Annotated in this window: 11 protein-coding genes and 1 riboswitch; of the genes, 8 read left to right on the top strand and 3 right to left on the bottom strand. The window is 61.8% G+C overall.

Annotated elements, in window-relative coordinates:
- Positions 1-68: 68 nt before the first annotated feature.
- Positions 69-701 (bottom strand): peptide-methionine (S)-S-oxide reductase MsrA, encoded by a 633-nt coding sequence (gene msrA, locus NOM06_RS04060; protein ID WP_005333739.1) that lies wholly within the window; start codon positions 699-701, stop codon positions 69-71.
- A 268-nt stretch (positions 702-969) separates the two neighbouring features.
- Here msrA and argA point away from each other — a divergent pair, with 268 nt between their 5' ends.
- Together argA and lysC are read left to right on the top strand one after the other, a co-directional pair.
- The gene (gene argA / locus NOM06_RS04065; RefSeq protein ID WP_005345063.1) at positions 970-2,298 is read left to right on the top strand and encodes an amino-acid N-acetyltransferase; all 1,329 of its coding nucleotides are present in this window, start codon (positions 970-972) and stop codon (positions 2,296-2,298) included.
- 107 nt (positions 2,299-2,405) lie between these two features.
- A riboswitch (Lysine riboswitch) is annotated at positions 2,406-2,629 on the top strand.
- Between the two features lie 90 nt (positions 2,630-2,719).
- Entirely contained in the window at positions 2,720-4,072 is a 1,353-nt protein-coding gene (lysC, locus tag NOM06_RS04070) for a lysine-sensitive aspartokinase 3 (protein ID WP_255909985.1), read from the top strand.
- A gap of 82 nt (positions 4,073-4,154) precedes the next feature.
- Here the strand turns inward: lysC and NOM06_RS04075 are convergent, their stop codons facing one another.
- Positions 4,155-5,240, bottom strand: coding sequence for a hypothetical protein (locus tag NOM06_RS04075; RefSeq protein ID WP_005333743.1), 1,086 nt, complete (start codon positions 5,238-5,240; stop codon positions 4,155-4,157).
- A 255-nt stretch (positions 5,241-5,495) separates the two neighbouring features.
- Between NOM06_RS04075 and NOM06_RS04080 the strand changes: the two genes are divergently transcribed.
- Entirely contained in the window at positions 5,496-7,751 is a 2,256-nt protein-coding gene (locus tag NOM06_RS04080) for an LTA synthase family protein (protein ID WP_255909986.1), read from the top strand.
- Between the two features lie 78 nt (positions 7,752-7,829).
- Here the strand turns inward: NOM06_RS04080 and NOM06_RS04085 are convergent, their stop codons facing one another.
- Entirely contained in the window at positions 7,830-8,846 is a 1,017-nt protein-coding gene (locus NOM06_RS04085) for a S66 peptidase family protein (RefSeq protein ID WP_255909987.1), read from the bottom strand.
- A 265-nt stretch (positions 8,847-9,111) separates the two neighbouring features.
- Between NOM06_RS04085 and NOM06_RS04090 the strand changes: the two genes are divergently transcribed.
- The 5 genes from NOM06_RS04090 (at position 9,112) to cysG (ending at position 14,665) form a co-directional block, all read left to right on the top strand.
- Entirely contained in the window at positions 9,112-9,954 is an 843-nt protein-coding gene (locus NOM06_RS04090) for a patatin family protein (RefSeq protein ID WP_255909988.1), read from the top strand.
- A 200-nt stretch (positions 9,955-10,154) separates the two neighbouring features.
- Positions 10,155-11,213: an anaerobic sulfite reductase subunit AsrA gene (gene asrA, locus NOM06_RS04095; RefSeq protein ID WP_255909989.1), complete on the top strand. Its 1,059-nt coding sequence runs from the start codon at positions 10,155-10,157 to the stop codon at positions 11,211-11,213.
- Between the two features lies 1 nt (position 11,214).
- Positions 11,215-12,054 carry an anaerobic sulfite reductase subunit AsrB gene (gene asrB, locus NOM06_RS04100; RefSeq protein ID WP_305120733.1) on the top strand — a complete coding sequence of 280 codons (840 nt, stop codon included), beginning with the start codon at positions 11,215-11,217 and terminating at the stop codon, positions 12,052-12,054.
- Between the two features lie 11 nt (positions 12,055-12,065).
- Positions 12,066-13,076, top strand: coding sequence for a sulfite reductase subunit C (asrC, locus tag NOM06_RS04105; RefSeq protein WP_150388917.1), 1,011 nt, complete (start codon positions 12,066-12,068; stop codon positions 13,074-13,076).
- Positions 13,077-13,273: 197 nt separating this feature from the next.
- Complete coding sequence (gene cysG, locus NOM06_RS04110) at positions 13,274-14,665, top strand: siroheme synthase CysG (RefSeq protein WP_255909991.1); 1,392 nt, start codon at positions 13,274-13,276, stop codon at positions 14,663-14,665.
- Positions 14,666-14,759: the final 94 nt, after the last annotated feature.

Consider the following 14,759-nt stretch of genomic DNA (forward strand, 5'->3'; position numbering starts at 1 on the left):
GGTCGCAATAAGTTCCCTCCTCCGACCATTTATTTTCACTTTTATTAAAAAATCGACTACAAACCTGTTCAGCGGTTCAGGCTGGGCGGCAAACAGACTCCAATGCCACCCAATCCGCAATAGCCATCCGGATTTTTCTCCAGATATTGCTGATGGTAATCCTCGGCATAGTAGAAGGGCGCCAGCGGCAGAATGCGGGTGGTGATGGCACGGCTGTCGCCGCTTGCCGCCATCGCCTGCTGATAAGCCGCCATGCTCTGCTGGGCAATGATCTGCTGGCTTTCGTCGCCATAGAAGATCACCGAGCGATACTGGGTGCCAATGTCCCCGCCCTGACGCATCCCCTGCGCCGGATCGTGCTGCTCCCAGAACAGTCTGAGCAGATCGCCGTAGCTGATGACCGCCGGATCAAACACCACCTGCACCGTTTCGGCATGGCCGGTCAGCCCGCTGCACACCTCTTTGTAGGTGGGATTCTGGGTCACGCCGCCCTGATATCCGGCCGCGGTGGAGTAGACGCCCGGCTGCTGCCAGAACAGGCGCTCAACGCCCCAGAAACAGCCCATGCCAAACCAGGCGATCGCCATGTTCTCGGGCCAGGGACCCTGGGTCGGGTTGCCATTCACCGCATGCTGCTGACCAATCACCATCGCTTCGCGTCGTCCCGGCAGGGCATCTGCCGGTGAAATAATCTGTTCCATGAATTCTGTCCTTGTATAAAACCCTGTGAAATCACACAGCTGACGAAAAGGAGCATCGAAGATAGCAGTTTATCGCGCCGGATCAACCGGCGGGCCCCTCCCCGCTCGCCCCGGCGGCCATCTGCACTTCCTGCCACCGGTTCCCAATCCGCACGGCCAAGCCGCCCCTCGTAGACCAGAAACGGCAAAAATAAATATTTAGTCTTGATTTGTGAATTAATTTTCATATATTGAGCCAATCGCTGTTTTTTTATGGAAGAAATATCAAGTGCGTGAACGCGAACCCAGTCTGGTCAATGCCTTCCGGCAATCCACCCCCTATGTCAATGTGCATCGGGGTGCCACCTTTGTGCTGATGATGGGGGGAGAAGCCATCTGCCACCCCAACTTCGCCAATATCGTCAGCGATATCGCCCTGCTGCAGACACTGGGCATACGCCTGGTGCTGGTGTTTGGTTCACGTCCGCAAAACGATGAAGCGCTGGCCCGCGCCGGTATCGAGGCCCAGTACCACAAGCGGATCCGGGTCACCGATGACGAGAGTTTTACCATCATCAAGCAGGTGTGTGGCGGCCTGCAATATGACATCACAGCCCAGCTCTCCATGGGGCTCGCCAACACCCCCATGCAGGGGGCGCGGATCAGCGTGGTGAGCGGCAACTTCGTCACCGCCCAGCCGCTGGGGGTGGATGATGGCATCGACTTTTGCCACAGCGGCCGGGTGCGCCGCATCGACGTGGAGGGGATCACCCGCCAGCTCGACCAGAAGAGTCTGGTGCTTATCTCCCCCATCGGCTGCTCGGTCACCGGCGAGAGCTTTAACCTGAGCTCCGAAGAGGTGGCACGCCGGGTGGCGGTCGACCTCAAGGCGGACAAGCTCATCTGCTTTAGCAGCACCCAGGGGGTGATGGACAGGCGCGGCGAAGCCATCTCCGAACTCTTCCCCGAGCAGGCCGAAGAGCTGCTGGTGGAGCTGGAACAAGCGGGCGAAGAGATGTCAGGCACCGCCCGCTACTTGCGCGCGGCCATTGCCTCCTGCCGTGGCGGAGTGCCCCGCTCCCATCTGGTGAGCTATCAGGATGATGGCGCCATGTTGCAGGAGCTGTTCAGCCGCGACGGCCTCGGCACCCAGATCGTGCGGGAAAGCGCCGAGCAGGCCCGCGCCGCTACCATCGAGGATATCGGCGGCATTCTGGATCTCATTCGCCCGCTGGAGGAGGAAGGCATTCTGGTGCGCCGCTCCCGCGAGCAGCTGGAGATGGAGATCGACAAGTTCACCATCATAGAACGCGATGGCCTCATCATCGGCTGCGCGGCCCTCTACTGCTTTATGGAAGAGGCGATGGCGGAGATGGCCTGCGTCGCCATCCACCCCGACTATCGCAACTCCAACCGGGGGGATCAGCTGGTGGCCAAGGTGGCCGAGCGGGCCAAACGGCTCGGCATTCGCCGCCTGTTCGTGCTCACCACCCGCTCCATCCACTGGTTCCGGGAGCGGGGCTTCGATCCGCTGGAAGTGGAAGATCTGCCGGTGGCGCGCCAGCGTCTCTACAACTGGCAGCGCCGTTCCAAGGTTTTGTCAAAGACCATTGCCTAAGCCATTGATTCTGTGTTGAGTTAGCCGACAATTTGAACTTTTTCACAAACTCGATTGACAGTGCAATCCAACGCAGGGTATTTCTAAATGCACTCCACCGCCCTGGTGGAGCCAGAAGAGGAGCGCTGCCCAGGCAGCCCAAGGGAGGACGCCAGCGTCCGGTGAACTTGGGTCAGGGGGAGCAGCGCCGAGACGAGTGAGGAGACTGGTAACCTCAACGTCGGCTGCGGGGGCTGAATCCCCCGGGTTGTCATCGGTAGTGATCATCCCCCACCGCGCCCTGTCAGGGGCGGTACGGGATGGGCTCTGCAGGTGGAGTGCTTCTGGCCGGGATAGCTTCGTTCATTCCTGCCATTTTCAGCCTCCTCCTCTCTTTTTTGCCCGATGGAACCGGAATCTTAAAATAAGACAGGAGTAAGCAATGAGCCCGATCAATGTCGCCAAGTTTGGCGGAACCAGTGTCGCCAACTTCCCGGCCATGAATCACTGCGCCGACATCGTGCTGGCCAATCCCGCCACCCGGGTGGTGGTGCTAAGCGCCAGCGCCGGTGTCACCAACCTGCTGGTCGCCCTGGCTCAAGGGGAGCTGGACGAAGCGGGCCGCGACGAGCAGCTGGCCAAACTGGCCGGGATCCAGCAGGCCATTCTGGCCGATCTCGGCAACCCCGTTGCTGTGAGCGCCCTCATTCATGGCCAGCTGGACGAAATTCGCCTCATGGCCCAGCAAGCCCACCAGCATACCGATGCGGAGCTGGCCGACCGCCTCATCGCCTGCGGCGAGCTGATGTCTACCCGCCTCTTTACCGAGCTGCTGCGCCAGCGCGGCGTCAAGGCCCACTGGCAGGATGTGCGCCAGCTGATGCGCACCGACAGCCGCTTTGGCAAGGCCACCGTCGATCTGGCCACCACCCGAACCCTTTGCCAGCAGACGCTGGGCCCGCAGCTTGGCGACAGCCTCATCATCACCCAGGGCTTTATCGGCGCCGATGGCGATGGCCGCACCACCACGCTGGGACGCGGCGGCTCCGACTACAGCGCAGCCCTGCTCGCCGAAGCGCTCGATGCCGCCAGTATCGAGATTTGGACCGATGTGCCCGGCATCTACACCACGGATCCGCGCCTCGTCACCCGCGCCCGCCCCATTCCTGAAATCAGCTTTGTCGAGGCAGCCGAGATGGCCACTTTCGGCGCCAAGGTACTGCACCCCGCCACCCTGCAACCGGCGGTGCGCCAGAATATTCCGGTGTTTGTCGGCTCCGCCAAGGATCCTGCCGCCGGTGGTACCTGGATCCGCGCCAGCACAGATTCAAGCCCGCTGTTTCGCGCCGTCGCCCTGCGCCGCCAGCAGGTGTTGGTGACCCTGCACAGCCTCAACATGTTCCACGCCTACGGCTTTCTGGCCGAAGTGTTCGGCATTCTGGCCCGTCACCGCATCTCGGTCGACCTCATCACTACCTCGGAAGTGAGCGTGTCATTGACGCTGGATCACACCGGCAGCCAGAGCAACGGCGAACCGATCCTGAGCGACAAGGTACTGGCCGAGCTGGGCCAGCTTTGCAAGGTGGAGGTGGAAACCGGTCTGGCACTGGTAGCGCTCATCGGCAACCGGATGAGCGAAGTGAACGGGGTGGGCAGTCAGGTCTTCGACGCCCTGCGCGAGCACAACATCCGGATGATCTGCTACGGCGCCAGCGCCCACAACCTCTGCTTCCTGGTCAAGGAGAGCGAGGCGGGCAATATCGTCAACCGCCTCCATCAGGAGTTGCTGGACTGACCCTCACCGCGAGGCGAACCAGACCATGCAACAGGGCGCCAGCAAGGCGCCCTGTTCATTTGTACTCCGCAAAGGTATTGGCTCAGGCAAGGCTGGTGGCTGGCAACTGACAGGCGACGGCTTCGCGGCGCAGCTGCTGCAAGCGGGCCAGCAGCCCCGTCTGGCCCAGCTCCGTCTCCTGAGGCGAGAGATTGTCCACCAGCAGCGGATAGTGATCCGTCACCGCCTGCATCAACCAGTCGAGGCGACGCAGGGTGAGCGGGCCGCAGCTCTGGCCGCTCAGATCATCGGCCACATCGAGCCGGTGGCTGCGATACATGTCCCGCCACCAGTTGGCGACCAGCGCCTCGTCGCTCGCCAGCGCGGCGCTCCACTCCCCTTGCAGGGCGTGCAGACGGGCCAGCACGGGGGCACTGGCCCCTTCGCGGATCAGGTGGTGGATCTCCCGTTTCACCCATTTCAGGCAGAGTTCACGCCAGTAGCGAAATTGCGGCAGAGGATCGGCCTCATCGAGCCAGAGTCCGGAGAGGGTGCGGGTCTCCAACCGCTCCGGTACATGGAACTGCGGGTCGACCAGACCGTTGGAGTTGTATTCAAAGCGGGGATCGAAGGTCCACATATAGCCAAAGTCGAACACGCAGATCTGCTCGCCGTCATCGAGCAGGTTGCCCGGGCTCGGGTCCCAGTCAAACCAGCCCCAGCGGGCCAGCTCCCCCTGCACCTCCAGCATCTGGGCCAGATTGCGCTCGTTGAGCTGGTGGACCGGCACACCCCGCAACCAGGGGGAGACCAGCACCCCGGCCCGCGCCGAGCCAAAGCTGGTGCAGACCACGTGGGAGAGGACGGTAGGGTGCAGCTCGCGCAGCGCCTCGATTTCACGCCGCCGCTCCAGCTCGGTCAGAAAGGCGGTCTTGCCATCGAGGTTGGCCACCAGTGAATCCTGACGGCGCCGCTTGAGGCACCAGTGATGCCCCTCCACCTTGAGGTGAAACACCTCGGCGGTGAGACCGTGGCGATAGACCTTGACCACAGCCGGATGGCTATCCTTCAGCTTGACCAGTTGGGCCAGCGGCAGCGGGCAGTCGCGCTCGCGTCCGATCCGGATCTCTTCCTTGCTCTCCAGCATGCGCAGCAATCTGGCCTGACGTGCCATCACTTTGGGATTCATACATGTACCTCCAGTCGCTATCGAGAGACTAAACAGCAGATCCCTCCCAAGCCAGTGGCAAAACCCCATGATGACGCTTTCATCACATATTCCGAACAACCCCTCGATCGGGATCACAATTTGCAAGGTTGAGCTGTAACCAAATATTCATTAAGTGGTCATTAAATTGACAAGCTGAAACAAGGCCCGCACCATCGGGTCAAACTCTATGCGGATGAACGATCTCTCCCTCACTCGCTCAAAGGATGAGCTTATATGAATCGCCCCTCCTCAGGCCGCCCCCGCGTTCTGAGTCTGCCCTCTCTGCTGCTTGCCCTGCTGGGCGGATTGCTGCTGCTGACCCTGTTGTTGCCGCTGATCAATCCCGGCAGCTGGCTGGGCCGCGCCCAACCGCTGGTGCTGGGCCCCGCCGACAACCCGCTGGCCACCCTCACCCGCCACGCCCTGCTCTATAAAAGCGACAGCCGCGGCCTCTATCTGGTGGTACGCAGTCAGTGGCAGTTGCGAGGGCCGCTGCAAGCGGGGGACAAGGTGCGAGTGGAGCTGCTCAACGACAAGGGGGAGCGGATTGACCAGCTCAGTCAAGCGGTGGATAAGCGTCAGGTGTGCCGCAATAACCGCTGTACTCTGGATCTCAACAGCACCCTGCGCGCCCCGGACGATTCCCTTGATAGCCGCTATCAGCTGCGCATCGGTCTGCTGCTCAAGGATCGCCCCGAGAGCGGCGACTTCAGCCAGATCCTGCAAACCCTGCCCGAGCAGGGCTTCAACCTCACCTATCTGGTGGTGAGCCTGACGCTGGTGCTGGCCCTGAGCGCCGCCGTGCTCAAAACGGTGCTGCCAACGCTGCGCCGCAGCCTGCGCTGGCGGATCATCGGCAGCCTGCTGCTCGGCAACCTCACCTTCGTGCTGCTGCACGGCTTCGTGGTGTTCAAGCTGGGGGAGTTTCTGCTCTGGTCAGGCTTTCGGCCGGAGCACTACTATCTGGCCTGGGGCAGCATGGTGCTGGGCTGGAGCCTCTGCGCGCTGGCGGGCTTCAACCTCTATATGGGGCTGGTCTTTACCGCGCTGTCTGGCATAGGTCTGCTCGCCAACTTTATGAAGATTGCCATCTACGGCGTGCCGCTCGGCGGGGACGATTTTGGCAACCTGCTCGCGCTGCTGCGGATCCTGCTCGACCAGCACCCCATCCTGCCCATCTTCACCGTGTTGCTAGCACTGTTTCTCTGCTGGCGCTTTGCCCTGTCACGCTGGGTGTTGCGCACAGCCGCTGCCACCGTCGCCTTCTTTGCCCTGTGCGTCTTTGCCACCCAGACCGGCAACAAGCTGCTGGGAGCCAACATTCGCTACGTGGATCGCGCGGTTAACTACCACAGGGACATCATCCGCTCCGGCCCCGGCCTCTATCTGTTCAATCTGGTGGACGAGATGCTGCAAAGCGGCAGCGTGTTTCGCTACCCCTTGCAGATCAACGAGCTGACCCCGCAGCTGAGTTATCCGCCCCAGGGCATTGCGCCGCGCTGGGATCTGGTGATCGTGCTGCAATATGAGTCGCTCTGGCTCGACTGGAAGGGGCGGATCTGCGCCCCGGCTCCCACCCTCTCCCTGCCCGCCAGCGTGCAGCAGTGGCAAAAAACCATCCACTCCCCCACCACCGGCGGCATGACGGTGCTGGCGGAGTTCGAGATGAACACCGGCCTGCCGGTGGGCTTGCTCAAGCAGGGGGTGGTGCCCTACTACTATCTCTCGCAGCAGGTGCCGGGATTGGCCCAGAGCGCCAGACAGAGCGGCTACCAGACCCTGTTCGCCCACCCCTATGTGGAAAAATTCTGGGGCCGCGCCAAGGCGATCCCGGCGCTCGGCTATGAGGAGCGCTGGTTCGACACCCGCTTCACCACCCTTGAGCACAAGGGGCTCTATATCTCCGACGATGCGCTGATCGACCACCTGCTCAAACGCAGCGAGCAGGATGACAAGCCGCTGTTTGCCTACGCGGTCACCATGCAGGGGCACGGCCCCTTCGATGGCCCCCGCTATCAGGGGCAGGAGCGCAGCGGCGCCTGCCCGAACCAGAGCGAGAGCGACACCCAACTGCTCAACACCTACTACACCGGGGTGGTGGATGCCATGGCCTCGCTGGAGCGGCTGCTCAAGACCCTCGACCAGTCGGGCAAGCGCTATCTGGTGGTGGCCTTTGGCGATCACCAGCCGTTTTTGATGTCCGCCGGCAAGGGCATTCACGGTGACAAGCCGGCGCGCGATGCCACCTACCAGATCCCCATGATGGCCTTCACCCGCGCCGATGATCCCCTCAATCTGGCGACCCAGTTTGCGCCGGTACGCCAGCTCTACCAGATGGGTCAGGCCACCCGCCAGCTGCTGGCGGGGGATATCACCCCCATCGAAGAGAAACCCCTGCTCCATCCGGTGCTGGGCGAGGAGAAAGGGTTCGACCCATCAAGCCTGGTGCCGCAGATCCGCGCCAGCTTCCGGCCCGATGCCCTGCCCTGATCCCTCCCCACAAAAACAGACAGGGCCGCATCCGCGGCCTTGTTTTTTGACACCCATTTTTTGACATTCATTTCGCCCTTATTCTGCTCGCCACCAGGGCTCCAGCAAGGTGAGCTGCTGGCGGTCGAGATCGAGCGCCACCTCGATCCCCTGCGGCAGCGTCAGCATGGGGTGGGTATGGGCGCAGTCAAACTCCGCCAGAATGGGGAAGTTCGGCTCCCCCACCACCTCCAGCAGGATATCGAGGGGGCGCTTGCCGCTGCCCTGATCGTTGAACAGCTCGTGCTTGCCGAGGATAAGGGCGCCAATCCGATCAAACACCCCGCACAGCTTGAGATGGGCAAACGAGCGCTCCAGCGTCTCGGCAGATTTCAGGCTGTCCTCCAGCAGCAAAATGTCACCGCGCTCGATGGCCGGCATATAGGGGGATCCCCAGATCCCCGCCATGGTGTTGAGGTTGCCGCCGATCAGTCGTCCCTCTACCCGACCTGAACCCACCGAGATCAGCCGATTGGGCTTGCACTGCTTGGCCCGGGTCTGGTTCTCCCAGTCCAGCCGTTCATCGCTCCATTGTGCTGGCGTAGGCAGCGTGCAGGGGACGCCAGCTTCGTCGGCCAACGCAATCTGTAAAAAACTGGCCAGCGTCTCATCCACCAGCGGCGGCAACTCGCCAAAAGAAGCCACCAGCGCCGGGCCATAAAAGGTAACCAGGCCAGTTTGGGCGTGGATGCCGAGCAGTAGCGCCGTCACGTCTGAGTAGCCGACGATGATCTTGGGGTCGCGCCTCAGCGCCTCAAAATCGAGGTAGGGCAGCAGGGAGTTGGAGTTGCTGCCGCCAATCACCGACATGATGCAGCGTACTGCTGGGTCGCGAATAAGGGCGTTGAGCTCTTCAGCCCGCGCAACGATGGAGCCGGAACGCCAGTGCTCCTGCTGGCCGGTGAGGCTGCCCGCCTTGAGCCTAAAGCCCTGCCCCTCAAGAAAGGCTTTTGCGCGGGCAAAACGGTTGGGTGCCCAGGCGGTCGCCGCGCTGGAGGGGGAGAAAAAAGCGATGGTATCGCCACGTTTAAGCAGCGGGGGAACCAATAACGTCATGACACACTCATCCTTGCCAATATCCAGCCATCACAGAGTCGTTGAGACTCCTACACAACCCCTTTGATCACAACGGGTTTATCACTATCGTTTAGAAATTCAAAACACTTGATTCATTATTAACAGATATTCTAAACACCATCCCCTTCCTAGAATGACCTCATTGCGATGGCCAACCCCGGTTGGTTGTCAGAATGGTCGGCCTGACAGCCCGAACGTTCTCTTTCCCACTTTTTCTCTCTGACTTATCAATGAGGTGCCTGTCATGAACAAAAACGCATCCCCCAGCGCATTGGTTGTAGAAGGCGGCGCCATGCGCGGCATATTTGCCAGCGGCGTGCTGGATGCGTTTATCGAGCATGACTATCGCCCCTTTGACTTCGCCATCGGCGTCTCGGCGGGAGCCACCAACTTGCTGGCTTATCTCGCCAGCCAGCATGGCCGCAGCCACGAGATCCTGACCAAACTGGCGTGCAGCCAGCAGTTTATGGATCCCCTGCGCTTTGCCAAGGGGGGCAATCTGGTGGATATCCACTGGCTGTGGAACACCAGCTGCCGCAAGTATCCCCTCGACATTCACGCCTACCGGGAGACCGGCATCCCCTTCTATGCGGTGGTGACCAATACCCTGACCGGCAAGGCGGAGTACATCCGGGTCAAGCCGGAGAACATGAACGAGGTGCTGCCCGCCAGCTGCGCCATACCCCTCGCCTCCCACGAATACCCGGAGGTGCAAGGGGTGCCGATGACAGATGGCGGGGTGGCCGACTCCATCCCGGTGATCGAGGCCTACCGCCGCGGTGCCCGTCACCTGACGGTGATCCTCTCCGAGCCCCTTGGCTATCGGCTCAAGCCGATGCCCTTCCCCTGGATGATCCGTACCCTGCTCAAGACCCGCCCCGCGCTGGCACAGGCGCTGGAGCAGCGGGATCGCAGCTACAACGAGGCGCTCGATTTTATTGCCAATCCGCCGGATGACTGCCAGATCGAGGTGATCGCTCCGGCCGACTACTTCCCCGTTTCCCGTTTTACCCGCGATATCAACAAGCTGGAGATGGGATACGTGATGGGCAAGTGTGCAGGCTATCAGGCCGCCCTGCTCAATTGACAAGGGTTTTACAGGCATGACCCGACCTGCCGCGACGCACACGCCGCCAACACAATAACAATCGGGTCAGTTGAGCAACATGAGTCATAAAAACAGACCGTGGCGAGGCAAGCGCGGCCAGAATCGGAGCCAGACACCCTGACCGGCCCGCGCCTCATCTCTATGCCAGGGCATCTCACCCTCATACAAGGTGTTTATTTATGTCGTTTCTTCTCACCCAGCCCGCGCTGGCGCAGCTGTTCGAGCGGCTGCTACCCGATTACCGGATCATGGCCCCTGCGGCCGAATATCGGGGTGGCCGCTTCTCCGACACCGACAACGTCACCTACCACAGCATCCGCCATCCGGCCGATCTGGTGTGGCAGGAGAAGTCCCACTTCTCCCCGAAAGAGGTGGTGCTCCCCATCACCCAGACCCTGTTCCACTTCGACAATCTGGAGCTGCGCGAATCAAAGGTGGAGGCCAAGCCCACCCTGCTGTTCTTGCGCAGCTGCGATATCCACGCCCTGCGCAGGCTGGATCAGGTCTACCTGAAAAATGGCCAGAACAGCGACGTCTACTACGCCCGGCTGCGCAGCAAGCTCAAGCTGGTGCTGCTGGAGTGCCGCGAGAGCTTCGAGAACTGCTTCTGCGTCTCCATGGGCAGCAACGAGACCCAGGACTACGCCGCCGCCATTCGTCTGAGCGATGAGGGTGCCCGTATTGAGGTGAAGGATCCCGAGCTGCTCGGCTACTTCGCCGAGCTGGGTGAATCCGACGACTTCACCCCGGAATTTGTCCAGAGCAACCCGGTCAAGGTGCGCACCCCGGACAGTGTCTGTGACGACCCCCAGCGGATCCGCCAGATCCTCACCGCCCATCCGGTCTGGGCCGAGTACGACAGCCGCTGCATCGGTTGCGGCCGCTGTACCACCTCCTGCCCGACCTGCAGCTGCTACAGCGTGCATGACCTCACCTATGCCGAGAACCCCAAGCAGGGCGAGCGCCGTCGCCAGTGGGCCAGCTGCATGGTGGATGGCTTCAGCGACATGGCCGGTGGCCACGGTTTTCGCGCCAAGCATGGCGAGCGCCTGCGTTATCGCGCCCTGCACAAGGTCAACGACTACAAGGCCCGTCAGGGAGAGGAGCACATGTGCGTCGGCTGCGGCCGCTGCGACGATCGCTGCCCTCACTACATCTCCTTTAGCAACATCATCAACAAGATGACCGATGTGGTCGAACAGACCATCGCAGCCGACAACGCGCAGGGGGCGAACTGATATGTGCCAGTGCCAGCAAACAGCAACAGCAGAACCGCAGCAGGACGTGGTCGAAAACCGCCTGCTGCCCAAGGCCTACACCATTCTGGCCATCGAGCGCCACACCGAGCTTGAGTGGAACTTTCGGGTCTCCCGCGACTTTGATGTCCACTACGGCCAGTTTGTGGAGATCTCCCTGCCCACCGTCGGCGAAGCGCCTATCTCGGTCTCCGACTATGGCGATGGCTATGTGGATCTGTTGATCCGCAAAGTCGGCAAGGTAACCGATGCGCTGTTTGCCCTCGATGTGGGCGACAAGGTGTGGATGCGCGGCGTCCACGGCAACGGCTATCCGCTGGAGACCTACCGCAACCAGCATCTCATCGTGGTGGCGGGCGGCACCGGCGTCGCCCCGGTCAAGGGACTGCTGCGCCGCTTCAGCAAACATCCGGAAGAGGTGAAATCCCTCGACATGATCCTCGGCTTCAAGAACGAGCAGGCGGTGCTCTATCGCCACGAGATGTCGCTCTGGGCCGAGCAGCAGAACCTCATCGTCACCCTGGACGAGGGCAAGGAGAGCGAACTGTTTCGCATCGGTCGGGTCACCGACTACATCGACCAGCTGGATCTCGCTGACAAGGAGGATATCCAGGTGATCGTGGTCGGCCCCCCCATCATGATCCGCTTCGTGGTGCTCGCCTTCCTCGAACGGGGCATCCCCAAGGATCGCATCTGGGTCGACTACGAACGCCGCATGGCCTGCGCCGTGGGCAAGTGTGGCCACTGCCGGATGGGCGACACCTATATCTGCGTGGATGGACCGGTCTTTCGTTTTGACCAGGCCCAGCATCTGATCGACTGAGGGAGAACACCATGAGTCTCGATATCGACATCATCAAGGCCCGCGCCAAGAACGAATACCGCCTCTCCAAGGTGCGCGGCGAAGCGATGATCAGCGTACGCATTCCCGGCGGGATCATGCCCGCCCACCTGCTGGCGGTGGCCCAGCAGATCGCCGAACAGTATGGCAACGGCCTGATCCACCTCACCACCCGCCAGAAGCTGGCGATGCCCGGCATCAAGTATCAGGACATGGACAAGGTCAACGCCGCCCTCGAGCCCTTTATCAAGGAGATCGAGGTGGAGACCTGCGGCATCGAGGTAGAGGACACCACAGCCGGTTACCAGACCATCGGCGGGCGCAACATCGTCGCCTGTCAGGGCAACACCATCTGCCAGAAGGGCAATATCGACTGCACCGGGCTGGCCCAGCGGATGGAGAAACACCTCTACCCCAACCCCTATCACCTCAAGATGGTGATCGCCGGCTGCCCCAACGACTGCGCCAAGGCCAACATGGCCGACTTCGGCATCCTCGGCATCGCCAAAATCCACTTCAATGCCGAGCGCTGCATCGGCTGCGGCGCCTGCGTCAAGGCATGCAGCCACCACGCGGTGGATTGCCTCGCCATCAAACATGGCAAGGCGGTCAAAGAGGAGAGCAAGTGCATCGGCTGTGGCGAGTGCGTGCTGGCCTGCCCGACCATGGCCTGGCAGCGGGATCCCAAGCAGCTCTATATGGTCAAGCTGGGGGGACGCACCAGCAAGAAGACCCCCCGTACTGGCAAACTGTTCCTCAACTGGGTCACCGAAGAGGTGCTGCACGCGGTGATCAAGAACCTGTTCGAGTTCGAGGCCGAGATGCTGGATGGCAAACCCATCTACCTGCACATGGGTCACCTTATCGACCGGGCCGGTTATCACAAGTTCAAGGAGCGGGTGCTGCGCGGCGTCACCCTCAACCCGGAAGCCATGGTCGCTGACCGCATCTTCTGGGCCGAAGATCAGTACGTCGCCAACATGCACGTCAAAGCGGTGCAATAGGAAAAACCTCGTTTGGGGAAGCGTGATCAAGTGGCCGACACCGGTGGGGATCTGTCGTTGGCCCGGGCGTAGATCACCCTTCCCCTTTTTTATTCCCGTCGGGGGATCTTTCCCCCGACCATCCGGGGTGCGTCACGGCGCGCCCTGCTATCTCGCCCGGCGCGGCATTGCGAGCGGGCCAGCATCCGGAGCCTGTTATGGACTTTCTCCCTCTCTTCTGTCAGCTGCAAAACAAGCCGGTCCTGATCGTCGGCGGCGGTGAGGTGGCGGTGCGCAAGGCGCGCCTGCTGCTCGATGCCAAGGCGAAGATCACCATCAATGCCCCACACCTGGAACCCCAGCTGATGAGCTGGGCCGAGCAGGGTCGCCTGACCGTCTGCGCCACCGGCTTTCATCCCGAACTGCTCGATGGTAAGTGGCTGGTGATCGCCGCCACCAACCAGCAAGAGGTCAACCAGCAGGTCTTTCATGAGGCGAACCTGCGCCAAATCTTCTGCAATGTGGTGGACTCTCCGGCCCACTGCAGCGCCATCATGCCCGCCATCATCGACCGCTCGCCGCTGATGGTGGCCATCTCCAGCGCAGGCGCGGCGCCGGTACTGAGCCGCCAGCTGCGGGAAAAACTCGAAGCCATGCTGCCGCAACACCTCGGCCAGCTCGCGGCGCTGGCGGGCAAGTTGCGCGAGCGGGTCAAACTCATTCCGGACAAGCTGGCCCGCCGCCGCTTCTGGGAGCTGCTCTTTAGCCACGATCGCCTCGCCCGCCAACTGGCCCGCGGCCAGCAGCAAGCTGCCGAACAGAGCGTCGCTGAGCTACTCGAGGAGCAACCGCAGAGCAAGGGAAGCGTAACCTTGGTAGGCGCCGGCCCCGGCGATGCGGGACTGCTTACCCTGAGCGGTCTGCAGCAGTTGCAGCAGGCGGATGTGGTGGTCTATGACCGACTGGTCTCGCAGGAGGTATTGGCGCTTGTTCGCCGGGATGCCGAGCGGATCTTTGTTGGCAAGGAGGCGGGCCGCCACTGTGTGCCCCAGCAGGCGATCAACCAGCTGTTGCTGGAACAAGCGCAGCTGGGCAAACAGGTGGTGCGGCTCAAGGGGGGCGATCCCTTTATCTTTGGCAGGGGTGGCGAGGAGCTGGAAACCCTGGCCGAGGCGGGCATCCCCTTCTCAGTGGTACCGGGCATTACGGCAGCCTCAGGCTGCGCCGCCTACAGCGGCATTCCCCTCACCCACCGCGATCACGCCCAGCGGGTGCAGTTCATCACCGGGCATGACAAGGAGGGCAATATCGCCCAGGAGTGGTCGGCGCTGGCGGCCCCCCGCCAGACTCTAGTGTTCTACATGGGGCTGGCCCACGCCGCCCGCATTCAGGATGAGCTGCAAACCCACGGCATGTCAGGTCACACCCCGGTGGCGCTGGTGGAGCAAGGCACCCAGCTCAGTCAGCGGGTGGTGCGCGGCGAGCTGCAACAGTTGGCCGAACTGGCTCGTCAGGTGAAGAGCCCGAGTCTCATCATCATCGGCTCGGTAGTCACTCTGGCCGACAAACTGGACTGGTATGGGGAAGCCAACGCCATCCACGGCATCTAACCCCGCACGGCTATCATCCAATAGAAACAAGAAAACAGAGAGCGGCCATGCCGCTCTCTGTTTTTTGCATCAATGACAAGCCGTGGCACGGCGC

It is taken from the genome of Aeromonas sp. JL9, assembly GCF_024436075.1.
In the GTDB taxonomy this organism is placed as follows: Bacteria; Pseudomonadota; Gammaproteobacteria; order Enterobacterales; family Aeromonadaceae; genus Aeromonas; species Aeromonas veronii.